The 20874-nt window shown below is 57.5% G+C and carries 17 protein-coding genes; 4 read left to right on the top strand and 13 right to left on the bottom strand.

Annotation, left to right across the window (positions count from 1 at the left end):
• Nucleotides 1-37: 37 nt before the first annotated feature.
• From ABUA09_RS13250 to ABUA09_RS13230, 5 genes are all read right to left on the bottom strand, one after another.
• Nucleotides 38-565 carry a DUF1836 domain-containing protein gene (locus ABUA09_RS13250; protein WP_033119115.1) on the bottom strand — a complete coding sequence of 176 codons (528 nt, stop codon included), beginning with the start codon at nucleotides 563-565 and terminating at the stop codon, nucleotides 38-40.
• A 263-nt stretch (nucleotides 566-828) separates the two neighbouring features.
• Nucleotides 829-1425 carry a hypothetical protein gene (locus ABUA09_RS13245; protein ID WP_208319270.1) on the bottom strand — a complete coding sequence of 199 codons (597 nt, stop codon included), beginning with the start codon at nucleotides 1423-1425 and terminating at the stop codon, nucleotides 829-831.
• A 78-nt stretch (nucleotides 1426-1503) separates the two neighbouring features.
• On the bottom strand, nucleotides 1504-4131 hold the full coding sequence (gene ppdK, locus ABUA09_RS13240) for a pyruvate, phosphate dikinase (protein WP_033119113.1): 2628 nt from the start codon (nucleotides 4129-4131) through the stop codon (nucleotides 1504-1506).
• Nucleotides 4132-4361: 230 nt separating this feature from the next.
• Nucleotides 4362-4877: a cob(I)yrinic acid a,c-diamide adenosyltransferase gene (locus tag ABUA09_RS13235; protein WP_195608183.1), complete on the bottom strand. Its 516-nt coding sequence runs from the start codon at nucleotides 4875-4877 to the stop codon at nucleotides 4362-4364.
• Nucleotides 4874-5614 carry a nitroreductase family protein gene (locus tag ABUA09_RS13230; protein WP_075704782.1) on the bottom strand — a complete coding sequence of 247 codons (741 nt, stop codon included), beginning with the start codon at nucleotides 5612-5614 and terminating at the stop codon, nucleotides 4874-4876. Before ABUA09_RS13230 ends, ABUA09_RS13235 begins: the two co-directional genes overlap by 4 nt.
• A 127-nt stretch (nucleotides 5615-5741) precedes the next feature.
• Here ABUA09_RS13230 and ABUA09_RS13225 point away from each other — a divergent pair, with 127 nt between their 5' ends.
• From ABUA09_RS13225 to ABUA09_RS13215, 3 genes are all read left to right on the top strand, one after another.
• On the top strand, nucleotides 5742-6578 hold the full coding sequence (locus ABUA09_RS13225) for a helix-turn-helix domain-containing protein (RefSeq protein ID WP_227151783.1): 837 nt from the start codon (nucleotides 5742-5744) through the stop codon (nucleotides 6576-6578).
• Between the two features lie 34 nt (nucleotides 6579-6612).
• Nucleotides 6613-7083: a VOC family protein gene (locus tag ABUA09_RS13220; protein ID WP_033119367.1), complete on the top strand. Its 471-nt coding sequence runs from the start codon at nucleotides 6613-6615 to the stop codon at nucleotides 7081-7083.
• 238 nt (nucleotides 7084-7321) lie between these two features.
• Nucleotides 7322-8464 (top strand): acyl-CoA dehydrogenase family protein, encoded by a 1143-nt coding sequence (locus ABUA09_RS13215; RefSeq protein WP_058118621.1) that lies wholly within the window; start codon nucleotides 7322-7324, stop codon nucleotides 8462-8464.
• A gap of 56 nt (nucleotides 8465-8520) precedes the next feature.
• On the opposite strand, the gene tsaA is transcribed toward ABUA09_RS13215, so the two are convergent.
• The gene (tsaA, locus tag ABUA09_RS13210) at nucleotides 8521-9210 is read right to left on the bottom strand and encodes a tRNA (N6-threonylcarbamoyladenosine(37)-N6)-methyltransferase TrmO (protein ID WP_033119368.1); all 690 of its coding nucleotides are present in this window, start codon (nucleotides 9208-9210) and stop codon (nucleotides 8521-8523) included.
• Nucleotides 9211-9219: 9 nt separating this feature from the next.
• Entirely contained in the window at nucleotides 9220-11178 is a 1959-nt protein-coding gene (locus ABUA09_RS13205) for a putative bifunctional diguanylate cyclase/phosphodiesterase (RefSeq protein WP_279204996.1), read from the bottom strand.
• Between the two features lie 232 nt (nucleotides 11179-11410).
• On the opposite strand from ABUA09_RS13205, the gene ABUA09_RS13200 reads away from it, so the two are divergent.
• Entirely contained in the window at nucleotides 11411-12172 is a 762-nt protein-coding gene (locus ABUA09_RS13200) for a 4Fe-4S binding protein (protein WP_058118624.1), read from the top strand.
• Between the two features lie 267 nt (nucleotides 12173-12439).
• On the opposite strand, the gene ABUA09_RS13195 is transcribed toward ABUA09_RS13200, so the two are convergent.
• From ABUA09_RS13195 to ABUA09_RS13170, 6 genes are all read right to left on the bottom strand, one after another.
• Nucleotides 12440-15364: a sialidase domain-containing protein gene (locus tag ABUA09_RS13195; protein WP_058118625.1), complete on the bottom strand. Its 2925-nt coding sequence runs from the start codon at nucleotides 15362-15364 to the stop codon at nucleotides 12440-12442.
• Nucleotides 15365-15424: 60 nt separating this feature from the next.
• The gene (locus ABUA09_RS13190; RefSeq protein ID WP_058118626.1) at nucleotides 15425-16531 is read right to left on the bottom strand and encodes a Gfo/Idh/MocA family protein; all 1107 of its coding nucleotides are present in this window, start codon (nucleotides 16529-16531) and stop codon (nucleotides 15425-15427) included.
• A gap of 28 nt (nucleotides 16532-16559) precedes the next feature.
• Entirely contained in the window at nucleotides 16560-17405 is an 846-nt protein-coding gene (locus ABUA09_RS13185) for a carbohydrate ABC transporter permease (RefSeq protein WP_195608179.1), read from the bottom strand.
• Nucleotides 17405-18322, bottom strand: coding sequence for a carbohydrate ABC transporter permease (locus tag ABUA09_RS13180; RefSeq protein WP_338135513.1), 918 nt, complete (start codon nucleotides 18320-18322; stop codon nucleotides 17405-17407). Before ABUA09_RS13180 ends, ABUA09_RS13185 begins: the two co-directional genes overlap by 1 nt.
• 63 nt (nucleotides 18323-18385) lie before the next feature.
• Entirely contained in the window at nucleotides 18386-19765 is a 1380-nt protein-coding gene (locus ABUA09_RS13175; RefSeq protein WP_033118279.1) for an ABC transporter substrate-binding protein, read from the bottom strand.
• Between the two features lie 142 nt (nucleotides 19766-19907).
• Nucleotides 19908-20786 (bottom strand): AraC family transcriptional regulator, encoded by an 879-nt coding sequence (locus tag ABUA09_RS13170; RefSeq protein ID WP_116722279.1) that lies wholly within the window; start codon nucleotides 20784-20786, stop codon nucleotides 19908-19910.
• Nucleotides 20787-20874 lie beyond the last annotated feature (88 nt).

Here is a 20874-nt window from a genome sequence, read left to right as displayed (position 1 = left end):
CTCCTGTATCCCAAAAGGCATTTTTGCCTATCTGGATTCATCTTTTGCGGCGTTCCGCCTTGACCTCCGGCGGCGTGATCAGTCCAAGGATGCGTTCACAGGCCAGCTTGTCGGCATAGCTGCGCAGAGCCAAACGGAGCGCCAGGCGGGGCAGCTCCTCCTCGGGCAGGTCCGGCGGCAGCACCTCCGCCGTGCAGTCCAGCGCCAGGGAGAGTTCCTCGTAGAACATGGCGTACAGTTCTTCCGCCGTCCTCCCTTTGCGGTCTGCAGCCAGGAGCGCCCGGGTCTCCTTTACCGAGAGGACCTGCTTCAGCGCGCAGATCGCGGTCAGGTAGGCCAGGTGGGTCCTGGCGTACTTTTTGCCGTCCGCCCTGGGCAGGAGCCCGTCCTTAATATAATTATTGACCATGGCCGGGGTGAGGGTCTCTCCTCCGTCATAGGTGATGAGCTGGCGGGAGACGTAGGAGATCACCTGATCCATGTAAAGCCCAATATCCGGAAAGCCGTCCCAAACCATGGGCCGCTCCTCCTCCAGGCGCTTTTTCAGTTCTTCCAGCTCTTCCACCGTTTTGCCTCCTTTCGTGGTTTTGGATATTACGTCACAAAATATCGAGGGTATTATATCACATCCACACCAAAGATGTAAAGGAGGATATCACCGTGATTTTTCGGCTTTTTCGTCACATAACGGGGTTCTGCCGATCCTTTCCCGCGGATGTGGGGAAGCAGGCATCTCCCTTCCAGCCGCCAATAGATACCCACCGGTTCAGTCGGAGGTTTTCGCATTACAAAAAGGACCCGCGGAGGCGAACGCCTCCGCGGGTCCTTTCAGCAGCCCTTGACGGCGAGCTGCGTTCCCGCGCTGAAAAATCTGCCCCACTCCGGGGTTCGGAAAAAAACCACCACTCCCTGGATGTTGAAGTCGTCCACCGTAAGAAAGCGCTTTTTGATCTTCTCTTTTTCCAGGGCGCTGTTGAGGAAGGCCAGCACATTCATATCCAGCCAGTCCCCTAAAAAGTCCGCGTCATATTGGTAGGGGTGTCCATTCAGGGTAAAGCTCACCCTCCATGTCCCGCCAGGCCCCTCCAAATCGGCGTTCTCGCCGCTCTCGCGTACATCTTGGAGGTCCAGTTCTCCCCCGGTGAGCCGCAGCAGCGCTCCAATGAGATCCCGATACATGGTGGAGCGCTGGGTCACTTCGGCGTCGAACGCATATACCTGGTCGCTGTCCGCCGCCCCCAGCTCGGTCAGGATGGCGGCATAGGCCGGGTCCTCATAGCGGGCGCTTTGGGACAAAAATCCTTCCTCCTGTTTCGGTGTCAAACGGATGCCCAGCCGTTTCAATGTGTCCAACTGCTGGCGGATTGGCACGGCGGGACGGTTCATCTGTGAAGCCAACATGCTGGCAAAGGAATCGAGGTCCATAAAAAATCCTCCTGTTCTCTTGCGTATGGGGATAAAAAGGGGCTCCGCACCACCGGCACGGAGCCTCTTTTTATCTCATTACCGAGGGTTCTTGATGGCGGCCTGCGCGGCGGCCAGACGGGCAATGGGCACACGGAAGGGTGAGCAGGAGACATAGGTGAGGCCCACAGCGTGGCAGAACTCCACAGAGGTGGGATCGCCGCCGTGCTCGCCGCAGATACCCATATGGATGGAGGGGCGGGTCTTGCGGCCCAGCTCTGCAGCCATCTTCACCAGCTTGCCCACACCCTTCTGGTCCAGGTGGGCGAACGGATCGGACTCGTAGATCTTCTGGTCGTAGTAATAGCTGAGGAACTTACCGGCGTCATCGCGGCTGAAGCCGAAGGTCATCTGCGTGAGGTCGTTGGTACCGAAGGAGAAGAACTCTGCCTCGGTGGCGATCTCGTCGGCCAGCAGGGCGGCGCGGGGGATCTCGATCATGGTGCCGACCTCATACTTGAGATCCACGCCGGATTCCTTGATGATCTTGTCGGCGGTCTCCACCACGATGTCCTTGACAAACTTGAGCTCCTTGACCTCGCCCACCAGGGGAATCATGATCTGGGGCTCAATGACGTACTTGCCCCGCTTGGTGACGGCAATGGCCGCATTGATTACGGCAGTGGTCTGCATCCGGGCGATCTCGGGGTAGGAGACGGCCAGCCGGCAGCCGCGGTGCCCCATCATGGGGTTGAACTCATGGAGAGAGGCGATGACGTTCTTCAGCTTCTCCACCGTAATCCCCAGGTCGGAGGCGATCTCCTGGATGTCCTCCTCCTTGGTGGGCAGGAACTCATGGAGCGGGGGATCCAGATAGCGGATGACCACCGGACGGCCCTCCATGGCCTCGTAAAGGCCCTCGAAGTCGCTCTGCTGATAGGGCATGATCTTCGCTAATGCCTTCTCGCGGTCGGCGGTGTTGTCGGCCACGATCATCTCACGCATCGCTTTGATACGGCTCTCCTCGAAGAACATGTGCTCTGTACGGGTGAGGCCGATGCCCTCGGCGCCGAAGGCGCGGGCCTGCTTGGCATCCCGGGGTGTGTCCGCGTTGGTATAGACCTGGAGCTGGCGATACTTGTCGGCCCAGCCCATGAAACGCCCAAAATTGCCGGAGGCCACATCGGCGGGCACGGTGGGGATCGCCTCGCCGTAGATGTTGCCGGTGGAGCCGTCGATGGAGATGTAGTCCCCCTCGTGGTAATCCTTGCCGCCCAGGGAGAATTTTTTGCCTGCGTAGTCCACCACGATGTCGCCGCAGCCGGACACACAGCAGGTGCCCATGCCGCGGGCCACCACGGCGGCGTGAGAGGTCATACCGCCGCGGACGGTGAGGATGCCCTGGGCGACCTGCATACCCTCAATGTCCTCGGGCGAGGTCTCCAGGCGGACCAGGACCACCTTCTCGCCCCGGGCATGCCACTCCTTGGCGTCCTCCGCGGTAAAGACCACCTTGCCGCAGGCCGCGCCGGGAGAGGCGGCCAGGCCCTTGCCGATGACCTCGGCCTTCTTCAGGGCGTCGGGGTCAAACTGGGGGTGGAGCAGCGAGTCGAGCTGCTTAGGCTCCACGCGAAGGACGGCCTCCTTCTCGTCGATCATCCCCTCGTCCACCAGGTCCACAGCCACCTTCAGGGCGGCGGCGGCGGTGCGCTTGCCGTTGCGGGTCTGGAGCATATAGAGTTTGCCGTCCTCGATGGTAAACTCCATGTCCTGCATGTCCTTATAATGCTGCTCCAGACGGTTTGCAATGTCGGCAAACTGCTCGTAGACGTGGGGCATCTCCTCCTGGAGCTTGCTGATGGGAGAGGGGGTCCGCACACCGGCCACCACGTCCTCGCCCTGGGCGTTGATGAGGTACTCGCCGAAGAGGGCCTTCTCACCGGTGGCGGGGTTGCGGGTAAAGGCCACGCCGGTACCCGAGTTGTCGCCGGAGTTGCCGAACACCATGGACTGGACGTTGACGGCGGTGCCCCAGTCATAGGGGATCTCGTTCATGCGGCGGTAGACATTGGCCCGGGGGTTGTCCCAGGAGCGAAACACGGCCTTGACGGCCTCCATGAGCTGCTCCTTGGGTTCCTGGGGGAACTCCTCGCCCTTCTCATCCTTGTAAAACTGCTTGAAGCGGACCACCAGATCCTTCAGATCGTCGGCATCCAGCTCGGTGTCCAGCTTGACGCCCTTCTCGGCCTTTTTGGCGTCGATGATCTCCTCAAAACGCTTCTTGGATAGCTCCATGACCACGTCGGAAAACATCTGGATAAAACGACGGTAAGAATCATAGGCAAAGCGGGGGTTGCCGGTCTTTTTGGCAAAGCCCTCCACGGCAATGTCGTTGAGACCCAGGTTGAGGATGGTGTCCATCATGCCGGGCATGGAGGCCCGGGCGCCGGAGCGGACGGAGACCAGCAGGGGGTTGGAGGGATCGCCGAACTTCTTGCCGGTCTTCTCCTCCAGCTTGGCCAGATGCTCCATGATCTCGGCCTGGATATCGGCGTTGATGGCGCGGCCATCGTTATAATACTGGGTACAGGCCTCGGTGGTGACCGTAAAGCCCTGGGGCACGGGCATGCCCAGATTGGACATCTCCGCCAGGTTGGCGCCCTTGCCGCCCAGCAGCTCACGCATGCTGCCATTGCCCTCGGAGAATTCGTAGACGTACTTTGCCATTCAATTGTCCTCCTTCGGATGATCCTTCTTGGTAACATCAGTAAAATCGGTGTTGGCTGACTAAAATTATATCATTCAAATACAAAAAATCAACCTTACTTTTCGAAACTTCTGATGATTTCAAACAAAATTGGTCTTACCAATTCCACAGTTTTCAAAAAGCCTGTCGAGTTTTGTCCGCCAGGATGCCCGCGCCGTCTTTTTCCCTACGGCAGAGCGTGTTTCACCGCCTACCACTCCACGCCCAGCCTGGGCGCCACCCCCCGATCGTAGGGGTGTTTGCACTTTCTCATCTCAGTGATATAATCCGCCCGGCGCTCCAGCTCGGGGGCCGGGTCCCGACCGGTCAGGACCACCTCCAGACCAGCGGGCATATGATCCAGAAATTCCGTCACCCGCTCCAGAGAGACCATCCCTGTGTTCACCGCAGAGCACATCTCGTCCAGCACCAGAAGTCCCGCCCTTTCTCTCGAGGCCAGGGTCACCGCCGCGTCAAAGAGAGCGGTCTGCCGCTCCCGCTCGGCCTTCTTTTCCTCCGGGGTCATCTGAAAGACGAACTTCATGATCTCCGGGGCGTCCAGCAGCAGGATACTCGGGAGCAGGGATAAGGCCGCCCGCTCCCCGCTGTCCGCGTTTTTCAGAAATTGGGCCACCACCACCCGGTTTCCCCGCCCGGCCGACCTCATCGCCAAGCCCATGGCCGCCGTGGTCTTTCCCTTTCCGTCCCCGCAGTAAAGATGGATCACACCTCCGCCTCCCCTTGAAAGTCCTTCAGATATTGCCCCACGGAGCGGCTCATTTCCCTGGAAAAGTCAGATTCATATTTTCGCCTGCAAAATGCGGCGAGGAAGTCCTCAAAGCTCTGCGCCCCCGTGTGTCCCCGATACATTTCCCGCAGCCGTGTCCCCTCCAGACGGCAGTAGGCGTTCTCCTGCACGATGAACCGCTGCTCGAACCGTGCCGCTTTCTTTCGTTCCCGCTGCTGCCGGGTGGGGTAGCCCATCACCAGCATACAGGCCGGAAACACCCACTCCGGCAGTCCGAGCAGCCGCCGGTGCTCTTCGTACCGCTCCATAATGTCTCCGATATAGCAGGAGCCAAGCCCCAGGCTCTCGGCGGCCACCACGGCGTTCTGTGCCGCGATCACCGCATCGTTCACCGCCAGCATCAGATCCCCCGGTCCGGGGCGCCTGGGATCGCAGCCGGCCTCGGCATAGGCATCCCACCACCGGAGGCAGTCGGCGCAGAAGATGAGCACCACCGGGGCTGTGGAGATAAAGGGCTGGTGGTCACAGGTCTCGGCCAGGGTATCCTTAAGGCGCTGGTCCGTGATGTCCAGAATGGTATAGAGCTGCTGGCCCCCGGCGGTGGGCGCCTGGACCGCGGCCGCCAGTACCGTCCGCTTGACCTCTGCCGGCACCGGGCGGTCTGTGTAGGCCCGCACGGACTTTCTGGCATAGAGGCTTTGAATGATCTCGTTCATAGCATTCGCTCCTTTTCCCGTTCTGCTTCTTCTGCTGATAGTTTACCTTACTTTTTTCTCTCTGTACAGACCCCGCGGTCCGTGATACGATAACAGCAACAGCAAAGGAGGTGGCGCTGTGCAGCGCATGTGTTTTTCCAATCGTTTTTCCACCCTGATGTACAGGACCGCCACCCATCTCTATCTGGCCCCCCACCCCTCTCTGCGGCCCTATGTGGCCCATTATACCTATTGCCTGCCCCATCCGGAGCACTGCGCCGCCGGCGGCTCCCGCCAATGGCGGGACCCGGATAGCCCGCCGCCCCTGGTCCTCATCCCGGATGCCAGCGGCTGCCTGGTCTTTACCCTGCTCCCATCCGGTCCCAGGGGTGTGCTGTACGGCCCCACCACCCAAGCCGTCACCGTCCACAATGACCTGGGCGTCGGCCCTCCCCGTTTTTTCGTGGAGTTCCGGCCGGGCGGCCTGTTCGCTTTCACCGGCATCCCTCAATGGGAGCTCTCCGACAGGACCTGGCCCCTGGAGGACGCCGCTCCGGAGCTATATGTGATGGCCTGTGGGGCCTTCTCCCAAGCCAGTGATCTGGATGATTTTGCTGCGCGCATGGATGCCGCGCTTCTGGCCCGTGACCCTGTACCATCCCCTGTCCTCCCCTTGTTGGGATCGAAATGCCTTTCTTCCCAGCAGGCGCTGGCGGCCTCCTCCGGCTACAGCTCCCGCCACCTCTCCCGCCTTTTCCGTGAGGGGGCCGGCATGGGCTGCAAAGCCTATTTCCAGGTACTTCGGGTAAACGCCGCCATCCGCGCTCTCCAGGCCGGGCCCCCTTCCCTGACCAGACTGGCACAAGAATTGGGCTATTTCGACCAGTCCCACTTTATCCATGAATTCAAGTCAGTCTGCGGCGTATCCCCGGGGCGCTACCTTGCCCACATGTCCGGTTTTTACAAGGAGCCGCTGAAGCCTTAGTGGTATGATCGTCCCGCAGGAAGGAGGTGTTTCTATGGAATTTCAAGGGGCTTTGTTTGCCGTGCGCTCCATGGCTGTATCCCGCTCTTTCTATGAGACCGTGCTGGGCCGGAAGGTGGCTCTGGACTTTGGCGCAAACCTGGTGTTCGAAGGCGGCCCCACACTCCAGGAGGGATTCTCGGCGCTGGCGGGCTTTCCCGAGGAGCGGACGGTCTACCGCGCCCATAATGCGGAGCTCTACTTTGAAAGCCAGGACTTCGACGGAGATGCGGCCCGTGTAAAAGCCGCAGGGGTAGAGCTGCTCCATGAGGTGAGGGAGTACCCCTGGGGGCAGCGCGTCCTGCGCTTCTACGATCCGGATGGGCACATCATCGAGCTGGGTGAGGCGATGTCCACCGTGGTCCTTCGTTTTCTGGACCAAGGCATGAGTGAGGAGGAGGTCTGCGCCCGCAGCCAGCATCCCATGGAATTTATCCGGCAGTGCAAGGCACTGCGTAAAGCCTGACGGGATGCGCTTCTGCCGCAGGACCGCAAAGGGCGCGCCGTGGAGGAGGAACTTCCGCGGCGCGCCCTTTGGTTTTTTATGGACCGTCCGCCGGGGGACGACTGTTTGTATCAGGTCGAACAGCGCTTAACTCATTTGATACTATACAAAAAATTGGGCAAATCGTATAATAAATCATGTATATATCGGGAAAACACCGGTTGAAAATTCTAGTATTTATAAGGGGGAGACAGAGCATATGGCAATGACAGATTTCGATTTCATGCTGACAGAAGAGCAGATCGAACTGAGGAACCTGTTCCGCGACTTTGCACAGAAGGAAGTCAAAGAGCCCTGCCGCGAGTCGGAAAAACTGGGCGAGTGTCCGGAATATCTGGTCAAAAAGGCCATCGATATGGGCGTTCCCATGATGACCCTGCCGGAAGAGTACGGCGGCCTGGGGCTGGACTATCTGACCTGCGCCATCATTCGGGAAGAGCTGGCACGCGGCGACGTAGGCTTTGCCTCCCGGGTGACGGGATTCGGCTTCACCCCCTTCCGCCTGGCCGGCACGGAAGAGCAGCGCCATATGGCCGCGGAAGCCATGACTGCCGGCGGCGTCATTGCCTTCGCCCTCACGGAGAGCGGCGCCGGTTCCAATGCGGTGGACATGGCCACCACCGCCCGTAAGGACGGCGACGGATACATCATCAACGGCGGCAAGACCTTCATCACCAACGGGGACTGTGCCGATATCGTCGTGACCTTTGCCGTAACCGACAAGTCCAAGGGCTCCAAGGGCATTACCGCCTTCATGATCCCGAAGGGTACCCCCGGCTTTGACGCCGGCCACCACGAGGACAAGATGGGATTCCGCAACGTGCACACCTGCTCCCTCTTCTTCGACGATATGCGCCTGCCAGACAAATACCGTCTGGGCGAGGAGGGCGAGGGTTTCAGCATCGCCATGCGCATCCTCAACGTCTCCCGCCCCGCCAATTCCGCCAACTGCGTGGGCTTGGCGCAGGCCGCGCTGGACGAGGCCGTGGCCTACTCCAAGCAGCGTGTGGTCGGCGGCCAGCCCATCTGCAAGAAGGGCGTGATCGCCGCCATGCTGGCCGACATGGAGATGCAGGTCCAGTCCGCCCGTCAGATGGTCTGGGCGGTCTGCCGCGCGGCCAACGCCGGCATCTTTGACAAAAAACTCACCGCCGTCGCCAAGTGCTTTTGCAGTGACGCCGCCATGAAGGTGACCACCGACGCCGTTCAGATCTTCGGCGGCAACGGCTACTCCAAGGAGTATCCGGTGGAAAAGCTCATGCGTGACGCAAAGATTTTCCAGATCTTTGAGGGCACCAACCAGATCCAGCGGGATATCATCGGCCGCCAACTGGTAAAATAATCTGTTGTAGGGACGCGCCGCGGGAGAATTCCCCGCGGCGCGTTCTTGCGCTGTAGTTATGGGATGGGCCGGACCCCGCAGACGCGGAGCACCTGCCCCTCCACAGAAAATCGGATGTTGAGCCCGGCGAAATCCATGCCGTAGACCCGTCCGGGGTCCTGCTGGTAGGAGGGGCGCGGATCACGGGCTAGTATGCCCAGCAATGCCTCTCGCTTCTCCTCCGGTACCAGCGCCCGCAGGCGCTCCGGCAATTCCACCTCCAGCAGCTTCCCCCCGTCCGGACCGGCAAAGCCGCAGGACGCCTCCGGGCGGCAGTCCGCATAGGGGAGATACGGCTTGAGGTCCAAAATGGGGGTTCCGTCCATCAGGTCCGCCCCCGACACCAGCAGCACCGGCCCCAGGGCGGGGTGTTGCTCCACCCTCTCCAGCCTGACACAGGACAGGCCGATGGGATTGGGCCGGAAGGGGGACCGGGTGGCGAACACGCCCATCCGCGTGTTTCCGCCCAGGCGGGGCGGGCGCACGGTGGGAGACCAGCCGTCCCGCACCGCCTCGGAAAACTGCCAGATGAGCCAGAGGTGGGAAAATCCCTCCAGCCCCCGCAGGGCATCCGGGTTCCGATACTCCGGCTCGAAGATGACGGAGGCCTTGAGGGCCTCTACCAGGCCGCTCTGGCGGGGAATGCCGAATTTTGTGGGGAAATCGCTTCGAATTCTGGCCACCACCGTCATGGACAGGCTGTCCATACCCTCACCTCACACCAAAACTTCTTTTGCGCCGCCCTGCGGCGCGTGGTTCTTTTCCTTGAGAAAGGGGATCAGTTCGGATTCCGGCATGGGCCTTGCATAATAGTAGCCCTGGATCCGGTCCGCTCCGTAACGCGCCAGAGCCTCCGCCTGTGGCGCCGCCTCGACCCCCTCCGCCACCACCTGCAAGCCCATGTTGTGGAAAAGGCTCACCAGCGTGCGGACCAGCAGATCAGCCCGCTGGTCATCCGGAAATTCCGCCACCAGGCTCTGGTCCAGCTTGACGCATTCAAACGGCAGGTCCAGCACACAGGAGAGATTGGAGTATCCCGTCCCGAAGTCATCCAAGTAAAAATGGATATCCCTGGACGCCATCTCGGCCATGGCGGTCCGCATCCGGTCCATATCCTGGAGCAGCACCCGTTCCGTGATCTCCACCTTGAGCCGGTCATGGGGCACGCCGTTCCGGTCCAGGCTGTCCACAATGCGGGAAATCAGCTCTTGCTCCGCAAACTGCTGCATGGAGAGATTGATCGAAACCGACCTCAGGTCAGGCGCCCGCCCACTCCCTAACAGGCGACAGGTTCCCTCCAACACGATCCAGCTCAGCTCTCCAATGAGCCCCGTCTCCTCGGCCAGCGGAATAAACTCCGCCGGCGAGATCATATTCCCTTCGTAGTCCTGGAGCCGGAGCAGCGCCTCTGCAGAGGTGAAGGCGCCGCTCTGGCAGTCGTAGATCGGCTGGTACCAGACCTGGAACCTCCGCTCCAAAACCGAGCGGCGCATGATATTGACCAGCATCCTTTCTTTTTCCAGCAGGGCGGCGGTCCGCTCGTTGAATCGGACGGTATCTTCCGGCCCTGCCTTGGCCAGCCGGAGACCATATTCCAAGCCCTCGATGATCTGGGTCGGACTCCAACTCTGGCCGGTGCAAATCAGCTCTGCAAAGCGGGCGGTGAGCCGGGTCTCCACCTCTCCCAACCTCCAATTCCGCTGAAACCGCTCCCGCAGCTTCTGCAAGTTGTCCGTGGCCTCCGTTTCTCCCCTCCAGGGGAAAACGACTGCAAACTCCACATTCCCGAACCGAAAGGCACGGGCCTGCCGACATAGGCCATCCAGATATCGGGCGACCTCGTAGAGAAAAGCGTCCCCCCGCTGATGTCCAAACCGCTGGTTGATGGTGACGAACTGCTGCAGCGAAAGGAGCACGATCTGAAATTGCTGGCGGCCCGCTACCCGCAGGGAGAGCTCGGCAAAAAAGCTGTTCCGGTTCCCAATGCCCGTGAGACCATCCGTCTCGATCCGGCTGCTTTGGAAGCTGATAAAAAGAATCAGGTCCGCCATGGCCATCATCATGCCGTTGAGTAGGATCTGGGGATAAGCGAGCTGAAACGCCGTGAGGAAAATGGCAAGAGGCGGAAGCATGTGCATCAGTTTCACCATGGGGCGGTTCACACTGGCGCGGTTCTGCACATAGCAGACTGCCAGCAGGAGCAGTTCCGCCGCCATAAGGGCATAGCCGATGCGGTTCAGCGGTCCGCGGCGGTAGTTTCCGGCCGGATCAAAGGAAAACAGGACACCGCTGCTCAAATTCCACAGAACCAGCAGTAAATATCCCAGGGTCGCCCCGGATATACACAGCGATGCCCATCTCAGGTGTCGCTTGTCATAGACATGCTCTAAAATGAGATAGCAGAGATAGAGGACTATGACGGAACAGGTGAGCACAGTGGCCAAAAAATATGCGCTGTTCAAAATTAGATTGACCGCCCGGGGGACTTGCTCCGTATGCTCAATGGTATATACACAGACCACATTGAGAAGGAACGTGGCGAGAGACAATCCCAGACAGCTCCGGTAGACTTTGCCCTTTCGCGTCACAACCAATTTCTTTTCCCGGTAATAGACCATCAAGACCACGATCATCATCGTGGCCAGAAGTTCCGCCGCTAGGGACCACTTGACCATTATGCACCCACCCCCTCGGGGCTTCCCGGCCCCTGCCGCTTATTTTATCACAGATTTCAACCATTTCATATATGTTTAATAAAAAATGTAACAACTTTTACTGCTTTCACTTGGCCACGTTTTCTGTCCCTCCTGCGCGGCTTGTCGTCTTTTCACTTTTTGCCCCAAAGCGTGAAATGTATGCTATAATAGCCCTGTCCTCACGCACAACCGACAGAAAGGATGTAGATCCATGACTTCCATTTTTTTTAGTCCCCGGGGAACTACCAAAAAGACTGCACGGGCTATCTTAGGCCACCAGGAAAAGGTGCTGGAGCGGGATCTGCTTGGCCGGCCCTTGACGGAGGAGTGGACGCTTCCCGCCGGAGAGCCAGTTCTTGTCTCCATGCCGGTGTATGCCGGGCGTATTCCGAGTATTTGCCGGGAAATGCTGCTGGCTCATCTGAAAGGGCATGGAAATCCCGCCATCGCTGTGGCTGTATATGGGAATCGCGACTATGACGACGCTCTGGTGGAGCTGCAGGACCTGCTGGAGGAAAACGGATTCTGCGTAATTGCAGGAGCGGCTTTCGTGGCGCAGCATTCCATCTTCACCAAGGTCGCCGCCGGTCGGCCCGATGAGGACGACAGGCGGCGCATGGCGGAGTTTGGCGCCATGTGCCGGGAAAAGCTCTCAGGATTCGACCCGGACGCGCACACCCCGATCCATATAAAGGGAAACCGGCCCTACAAAAAGGCCAAGGGCGTTCCTTTTCAGCCTGAATGCAACCAGAACTGCATGAAATGCTATGCCTGCGCCAAAAATTGTCCCACCCATTCTATCCCTCTGGAAACGCCTTGGCTCACCCGTACTGACACCTGCATCTCCTGCGGCGCCTGTATCTATCTGTGCCCCACGCAGGCCAGAGGCTATAGAGGTCCCGTTTTCGAAGTGGCCGCCAAGGGGTTTGAAGCCATGTGCGCAAAGCGCCGGGAGCCTGAGCTCTTTTTCTAAGCACCTCCGCCGGTAGAGGCCCCGGCTCTCCGCTCCAGAAAAACCGGGCAGGAAACTTATCGTTTCCTGCCCGGCACTTTTTTGCCTTTTCCCCGTGCTATAAGCTATTTTTATCCCCGGCATAGCCAAGGGATGTGTCTTTGGCAGCGCCAAAAGCAAACGCAGAGATCAGGCCCCATTAGAGGGGCCCGGTCTCTGCGTTTTTCGGCACGCTTTTTATCATCCGAAGCGACTGGCGGTACGCGCCCCGGCACTTTTAAAAAAAGATTACTGCAGAGGCTGGCTTGTTAAGCTATCGATGTCGTATTCGCCATAGTACATATACTGTAGTCCATCCGCCCAGGAATTGGTTGGGGATGCCTCATAGATCATGCCGACTTTGCCATTAGAGAGTTCTACCATGCTACTGTATGCAAAAAGCTCATCGGCTGCCGTGACCTGATACTTGTACTCCCAATCAATTTCATACTTGGTGCTCCCGTTATCATAAGTACCGTTTTCCTTAAGCAGCCCTACATAGATGCGTCCATCGGTCCTGCTCCTGTTGTAAGCCATGGACAGAAGGACTGCCGGATAAGATTGGCCGTCCTTTGCGGACACCACGTCTTGGCTGTATGCGATGGCGGATAGCTGGCTGTTGGTCCCGGCGCTGTTATCGCCGAAGGTGGAGTGGACCTCAACCCAAGTGAGGCCCCCGTCCAGGCTGGTAGCCGTCTTACACTTACCGCCCGAAGATGCGGTATTGCGCATAAAAATTTGCAGGTTGCCGTTGGGGAGCTCTACAATGACCGATTCGTGCCCCAGTGTATTCGGCAGCGGTTCCCCATGTGCCCAGGTCACGCCGCCGTCGTCACTGTAAATGACTTCCGTGTGAGCAGATCCGGTGAGCCCGCCACCGCCTTCGCCCTGGAAGTAAATGGGCACGACCAGCCGGCCCGCATGCTCACCGTGCTGGAGTTGGATACCGTGGCCCGGCCCAGTGAGGTAGTAGTGGGATTCTTCTCTCTTGACCATACCCGTGATAAGCTTGTCCGTGTGCCAAGTCCGACCGCTGTCCGTCGAATAAAGTTGCATGATGTAGTTGGTGTTGTAGACTTGGAGCTCCGAGTCCTCGTAGAAAATTTTCATTGGAACAGAGACGGATGGAGCAGTGGCGTCAGAGGATTTTTGCGTAACGGTCAGAGCCGTCCCATCCTTATAGAGTTCGTAATTTTCCCCCAGGCTATACTCAGAAAGCGCACCCAGGGAGAGCCCGCTGTCATCCACCGGTGTACCGCTGGAAGTGTAGGGCAACGGCGTACCGGTAAGGTGGTAGACATTATAGCGCCCGTCCGCATTTTTGGCCCCATATATGTCGGCTGCATAGTTAAACTTGCTGCGATCCACATTCATATTGATATTGCCGGACTTGATATTCTGGTCGGAGAGGAGCAGATACTTCTGGCCGCCAATGGTGCAGAAGCCGTCGCCAAGGGCAACGCTTCTGGCAGTGCCGCCATGGGCTTGACCATACTGATCTACATTGAGCCATTGGAATCCGCCGCCATTCCAGGCAAAGGCGTCAATGAGGAGCAGAACGCGGTCTGTGTGGACTGTATCCTCAACAATCACGCCGTCGATGAAAGAGGCGGACTTCTGTTTATATCCGTACTCATCAGCGTAGTCCCTCATGTGGAGCACGTCAGGCACAGAGGCGTCCAGCCATCCTTCCATGATGTCATGGGCGGCGGCATTCGGTTTAATACGAATCGCCGCGTCGATATTTTCCGCGCTGTCGCCGGTACTGCCGAAGTTGGCGTCTGTACCCGCAATCAAGGTTCCATCGGAGGCGGCAAGCAGGAAAGGAATACGGAAGAACGTGGAGCCGGTAGCATCTCCGTTGAAGAAGATCGCGTTGGATTCCCGGGCTGTGTCCTTCGTGCGGTCAATCAGTTCCTCATCTGTCAGAGCTGTAGCGTAGATTTCAATGGATTCAATGGTGCCGGTGAAGGGGTAGCTGTTCTGGTCGTTGGATCGCTTCAGCTTGCCCACGAAAGCTGTAGTCAATCCGCTCATGCCGTCCAGGAAGAGGTAGTCCGTTCCGGTCTTGGAAACAGTACTGCCCAATGCGCCGTTTGCAAACAGCTTGTATCCTACGCCGGCCTCCGCCTTAAAAGCAACGGTATTGAGTTCTCCACCGTACACCCTGCATGTACCAGAATACTTCGGGTTATCACTGTTGCGCAACTCGAAGCCAAAGGTATTTCCGCTCTCATAGACATGGAAATGGGCGTTTACCTTGGTGGGGTCGCTGATGCTGAAAAAAGAGCCCACTCCTGTATTGGTATTCTGGTATTTTACAATTATGCTGGCATTGTGGAGGCCTTTCAGCGTATCTACCAGTGCGGAGCTAAGCTCTACTGCATCTGCGGCGCTGTTGATCGTGATATTTTGAGCTGAATAGACAGGCACTGCGGAGGGCGGCCAGGTTTCGCTGCTGAGCGCGGCCGCCTCAGCCTGCGTAAACACCTCTGGGAGGAAAGCCACGAAAGCAATCCTGCCCACGAAATTCGCGTTATTATTGGAGTTTGCCAGCGCACCGGAGGTACCGCCGATGTTCAAAAACTGAATGTCGTTGACATCAGCGTTTTGGTTGAACCAGGAAGCATAGTTGGGAAATTGCGTAGTAGCACTTCCATCGAAGCTGGTCACGGTCTTGGCTGTCTTTACCTCCGGGTCGGAAGCATCAACGCTGTAAACAAAGGTGTGCCAGTCCTGACCGACTGCCGTTCCAGAGAGATTTGCCACCATACCGTCAGGGAAATCGATCCGTTGAAGGTTTACCGCCGGCACTTTATTTGCCAATACCGCGCCATAGTGCCCCACAGCGGTATCTTTTCCTGCGGCAAAGAGGACCTGGTTCGCAGCAGCCGCGCTCTGATAACGAATCAGCAGCGTACCCTGGACGCTTGCTTTTAGACGGGAGATGTCCTGTGCTGTACCATTGACGATACGGCTGCCGTCGAAAACCTGATCGTCGCCATCATAGCGGTAACAGAAGCCGTTGGCTGCAGCGCGGTCCAGCACTTCCGCAAGTGTGTTCCCCTGGGCTGTCCCAGCGGAGGCCGCGCCAGTCGGTACTGCAATGGAAAAAGAGATACACATCGCAAGAGCCAAGGCAGAAAACGTTCGAAGTAAATGCTTCTGCTTCATAGAATGCCTTCCTTTCAAAACACATCTTAGGCTTCTTACTTTCTAAATACAAACACAGTTTTAGCCGATGATCTCCTCTACTTTCACCTTCCGATTCTCCCGAAGTGAGCGCGTGGCGGCGTCTGCAGTGGCGATGGCCGCCCGGGCGGCCCTGCCGTTCAAGAGCGGCTTGAACTCGTCGGGGACTGGCTCACCGTGCATGACGCTGTTGAAGAACCTCATCTCATTTTTCATAATGCCGTGGAGCCACAGCGGCGGCTTCTTGCCGGGGTGGCCATACTGAATGGCCCCGTCCATCTCCGTGCTGTGGTAGATCCGGGTGCGCTCGTCATCTTCCTCTTTGGACTCGTGAACCAGGTAATGCTCCTCCCCGTCGGCGGTCTTTACCGTCATACCCACGTTGAACATATCGATACGGATGGCTCCCTCAGTGCCCTGGACCAGCAGATAGTGCTCCGGCCAGTGGAAAGCGGAGCCGTATTCCACCACGGCGTAGGTATTGTTGCCAAACTCCAACTGAAGGAAAAGCATATCATCCTCGTCCCCGAAGTGTTCCCCCTGATGGGCCACATTGCCGCCTACCATCGTAACCTCGGTGGCAGGACCCATGAGGAATTGGATACAGTCCAGCTCGTGGATATGATGATAGAGGTGGCCGCCGGACTTGGCCCTGATCTTTTTCCAACTAACCGAGGGCTGCTCCTCCTCCCAGCCGTTCCGGGCGGAATGACAGTAGAGGACCTTTCCGATTTTGCCTTCGGCAATGAACTGCTTGGTCCGGCGAACGGCGCGGAAGAAGTTCATCACGTGCCCCGCCATGAAAACCACACCATTCTCCTCCGCGGCACGTACCATCTCGTCACAGTCGGCATAACTCAGGGCGATGGGCTTTTCGCAGAAAATGTTTTTTTTGTGCCGGGCAGCACAGAGAACCGGCTCCTTATGGAGGTAATTGGGCGTAGCCACGATCACAGCATCTACATCCGGCCTGGTACACAAAACCTCCAAATCAGTCTCCAGGTCACAGTGAAGCTCTTGGGCAATGGCCGGAGCATTGTCCGGGTCCAGCACCGCCACCACCCTGGCCCCTTCCTGCTCATTTAGGATACGGCCCAGTTCAGCGCCAAAATACCCGGTCCCGACGATTGCGTAGCCAATGGTTTTCATAGTGATTCCCCCTTTGATGTAGAAAATATTATTTAATGGAACCTTGTGCCAACCCACCAGCTATTTTCTTCTGGATCAGCATGAAGAAGACCACGGAGGGCACTACTACCAGGGCGGAGGCGGCCATCATGACGCCCCAATCCATGACTTCCTGCCCTCCCAAAGATTTCAGCGCCACAGCCACAGTCATTTTGTCGCTGCTGTTCATTAAAATCAGGGAGTAAAGGAACTCGTTCCAGGCGTTGATAAAGGTGTAGATGGCTACGGCCACCACGCCGGGGGCTACGATGGGCAGGACCACTTTACCGAATACTTGCAACTTGTTGGCGCCATCCACCCGGGCCGCCTCTTCGATTTCCAGGGGCACAGTCTGGAAAAAGCCCACCAGCAGCCATACGGCGTAGGGCACCGCGAAAGACAGATACACAATGATGAGGCCCGCGCGGTTGTTCATCATCCCCGCCTTGCCCATGATGATGGAATAGGGCACCGCCAGCAGGATGGGTGGGAACATATAGGTGGTGATAAGCACCCGGGTCAAAACCTTGCCAAACTTGGGAAAGAAACGGACCACGCCGTAAGCCCCCAGAGCGGAAATGGTAATAGCGATCAGCGTCGTACAACCGGCCACGATGATGCTGTTGACGATATTGACGTTAAAATGGAGTTGTCCCAGCACGGTCTTGAAAAAATCAAAGGTGATTTCCTTAGGCAGGATGGCGGTAGGGTTGCCTGTGAGCTCACCCTTGCTCTTGACGGAGGAGAGGAGAATCCACAACAGTGGAAACGCGGCAATGACGGCCAGGATGGTCAGATAAGCATAACTGATGACATCACCTAGCCAGCCGCGGCGAAGCCGCCTTTTTTTGCGCATCATTCACCCTCCTTTTCCCATTTATTCAGCAGGCGGAAGTACAGGGCGCACACCACCAGCAGGAAGAGTAGCAGCAGTACCGTCACCGCGGAGGAACGGCCCAGTTGCTTCAGCCCCCAGCCAAGGTTGTAGGCGTAAATGGGCACGGTCTGCGTCAGGTTGGCAGGGCCGCCGCCAGTGATGAGGTAGATGATATCAAAGCTGTTGAAGACCCAGATGGTGCGCAGCACCACCAGGAGCCCGACCACCATACGGATATGTGGAACCGTGATATGGATAAAAGACTGCCAGGCTGAGGCTCCATCCAGCTGCGCCGCCTCATATTGGTCCTTGGGTACTGTTTGGAGGGCAGAGAGGATGTTGACCATAATCAGTGGCGCGCCAAACCAGATGTTTACAAAAACCAAAGTTGGGAAGACAAGCCCAGCGCTGCTTAAAAACTGCGGCGGCGTGGCACAAAGGCCAACCTGGACCAAAAAATTCGGCAGGAAGCCGGAGACACCGTTTAAAATCCATTTCCAGGAAAAGGCTAAAACGATGGAGGGGAAAGCCCAGGGTATAATGAGGCATGTGCGGTAGACCCCTGCCGCATGGCGGATGCGGTTGAGTGCCAAGGCACCGGTAAATCCGACCAGAAGCTGCCCCAGCAAGGATGCCGCCGTCCACTTGATATTGGTCCAAAACGCCGCCCAGAAGACCGGATCTGTGAGGATTTTTGCATAATTTTCAAACCCGACAAAAGAATAGGCCGGCTTGATAAGATTCTTGTTGGTAAAGCTGTAGAAGATGCTGGACATCACCGGATAGAGCAGCAGAAGCAGCACCACCAGCATTGCAGGGAGTATGAAGCAAAAGCCGGTGACTTTCGCTATCATTCGTTTACGGCTTCGCATATTGCCAACCCCTTTCAGAACCACGGCGGGGACAAATATTCGCCCCCGCCGTATCCTGGGTTCCTTGTTTCCTTTTCCGGGCGTCCTTTAGCCGGTTGCAGTTGCAAACAGGTCGTTGAGCTGGTCATTGGCCGCCTTGGCCGCCTGTTCCACCGGCGTGCCGTTGAGTACAATGTCCTGGAACATGTTCTCCACCACCCGCTGATTGGCCAGGATACCGGCCTCCACACAGGGGCCGTATTCCATGCCGACATAAGTGCCGTGACTCAGGGCATCGCTGATGACCTCCATCGCGTGCTGGTACTTCTGAATGGTGGGATCGGCTAGGAAAGCGGGATCATCGGTGATCTCTTTCAGTGCGGGCAGCATACCTACGGGGACGGAGTGCAGGAAGGGGATGTACACGTCGGGCTGGTAGAAATACTCAATGAACGCCTTGCAAATCTCCGGATGCTTGGAGTTCTTCCATACCACCAGGGGCATGTTGTTGACGATGTAGTCGGGCTGGTCTCCCTTGTTGATGGTGGGTACAGGGGCGCAGTCGATATAGTCCATCAGCTCGGGGGTGTTGGACTCCACGCCGCCAATATGGAAACCGGAGTTAAAGTCGAACGCATTCTTGCCCTGGTAGTACAATGTCGCCTGATCCAGAGTATTATAATTGATGGAATCGGCAGGGGAATTATTCTTGTACATATCGGTCCAGAACTTGATCCCCTGTATGGCGGTATCGCTGGTCAGATTGGCTTTGTGCTCGGGCGTCAGCAGCGACTCGCCGTGGCTGCCTACATAGACATCCAGGAAACAGGTGGCGTAGAGGTCGTTGGTGCCCATAGGCACGGAACAGCCATATACGGCGCCGTTCTCGCCCTTGGTGATCGCGGTGGCCGCGGTGTTAAACTCGTCCCAGGTGGTGGGGACCTCCAGATTGTACTTCTCCAGCAGATCTTTGCGGTACCACATGACGAAAGCGTGGGAGTAGATGGGCACGGCGTAGCAGTTGCCGTCGGAGTAGGTCATCTCCTGAAGGGGAGACTCATAGAAGCGGTCCCGGCCGATATCGTCGATCAGATCGTCCAGGGGTATGATGGCATCGGCGTTGATCATCTCCACCACTTGGCCCGCCTGAGCGGTGGACATATCGGGGACGTTGCCGGAGGCCAGACCCGTGGTCCACTTGGTGTAGAAGTCGGCCCAGGAAAAGGTCTCGATATTGATTTTTACCTTGGGATGATCCGTCATGAACTGATCCGCCGCAGCCTGAATGGTCTCCAGCCGGGGACCCTGGGTAAAAGAATGCCAGAACGTGATCTCGCCCTCAAGCTCGTCGGTTTGGGCAGACTGGCTGGCGGAGGGTGCCTGAGTGTCAGGGGTCTGGGAAGAGGGAGTTGAACCGGACGGGCCGCACCCCGTGAGCAGTGTCGCCGCCATCAGGACGGCCAGAAACAGAGACATAGCCTTTTTCATAATTTCCTCCTTCTATCTCGCGCATTGTTTGTGCAAACCGTCTTACAAGTTTATTATAGGAAAGAGCTTCCAAGTTTCATAGACCATAGCTAGCTTAAAATTAGCATAAAACAATCAAAAAACTGTTGTTTTAACATCAGGTCTACTCCCGGGATGCCTTTCTGTATTGGTTGGGTGAGACACCGAACACCGATTTGAACATGCGGGCAAAATAGTTCTGGTCGTCAAAGCCCAGCTCGTATGCAATGGTGGAGACCCGGTCATTCGTCACCAGCAGGCGGCGGGCCGCCGTCACCATCCGCAGTTCTTTGACAAAATCACCCGGCGATTTGCCCGTGTGCTCTTTGAAATGGCGCCGGAGGGAACTGGGGCTCATCTGGGCCATGTCGCTCAGAAATTTGGTATCAAAGGGCTCCGTGGGATGGGCGATAAAGTAGTCCACCACCACTTGGATGCGCGGGTCCTGTTTGATGGCAGAGGACCGTGCCTCCCGATGCCGGATACTTTCAATAGAAAAGTCGGCTTCATGACCTTCGCTCTCCTCCAACACGGCCTCCGGGGTCTGCTCTACCAGCCAGGCCAGGATAAGCTCCAAGTTCCCCCTGATGCGGAACAGACGGCTGGAGTTTCTGCTGGTTGCGTTGCAGTGGACCTCCTGAAAATAGGAAAGGACCGCTTGCTCGGCGTTTTCGGTGACCGGCGGGATATGGAAAAACTCCGCCAGGAAATCGTTGTCGTTAAGGCGCACGGTAACGGTAAAGCGAATGCTGATGAACTCAAAATCATCCCCCAGTGCATGGCACTCCAGCATACAGCTATCCGGAATATACGCCACCTGGTTTTCGTGGACCTGGTATTCCACTCCGTTGATGGTAAACACGGCACTCCCTTTCAGAATGTAGCGCAGCATGCAGTAGGGAACGTAGGTCTCAGGGTAAACCCATCCCTTGTGGAACACGTATCGGTCGACATACAAAAAGTTAAAGCGCATGGCGGAATATAACGACGGTGGTATATGCATGGCGAGGCCTCCTTAACAAATGTATGATTGGCGCAAAAATTGCTCGAATCATCCTAATTATAGGCATATAGCACATAGAAAAGCAAGC

Source organism: Intestinimonas sp. RTP31139st1_F5_RTP31139_211217 (assembly GCF_040226735.1).
GTDB classification, from domain to species: Bacteria; Bacillota; Clostridia; order Oscillospirales; family Oscillospiraceae; genus Intestinimonas; species Intestinimonas butyriciproducens.
Note: the sequence above shows the minus strand (reverse complement) of the source record. Positions and strands in the feature narration are given on the sequence as shown.